The following is a 498-nucleotide window of genomic DNA, read 5'->3' on the forward strand; positions in this document are numbered from 1 at the left end:
AGGTACGGCGGGTTGCGCGGGGGTGCGGATCGTCGACTGGTGTACCACGGGGGTCGGGGCAGGTGTCGGCGCGGGCTCGGATGCCTCTGTGCTCTGCTGAACCGGGGTGGTCAGCGGCAGATTCAGTGCCGGGAGTCCGAGCGACGCCGGGGTGCCGGTGCGTGCGATCGAGCGTGCGACCACGTGGCCGCTCGGGGCGTCCGTGCGGACCTGGCGGCGCGGTTCGCGCTGGAACGAAGGGTTCTGCCACGTCGCCAGGCGCGCGCCGAAGTTCGACTCCGAGACCCCGCCTGCGCCGGAGCGGCTGACGCCGCGCATCGTCGGGACCGCTGCCCATTCGCGTCGTTGCACTGCTGCTCCGCTCGATGAGACCACCGGAGCCGACACATGATCCGGCGAGCCCGAGCCGACCGATGCTGCGCCGGACAAGCCAGCGCCCGCGCCGGCCGCGCTCACGCCAGCCACCGGCCCGGCCGACGCCGCGCCAGAACCAGAACC

1 pseudogene is annotated in these 498 nt (G+C 73.5%); it reads right to left on the reverse strand.

What is annotated here, in order from left to right:
- Positions 1-351, reverse strand: a pseudogene (locus GWK61_RS55180) (hypothetical protein); the annotation flags it as partial.
- Positions 352-498 lie beyond the last annotated feature (147 nt).

Origin of the sequence: Catenulispora rubra (genome assembly GCF_015356825.1) — a bacterium.
GTDB lineage: Bacteria > Actinomycetota > Actinomycetes > Streptomycetales > Catenulisporaceae > Catenulispora > Catenulispora rubra.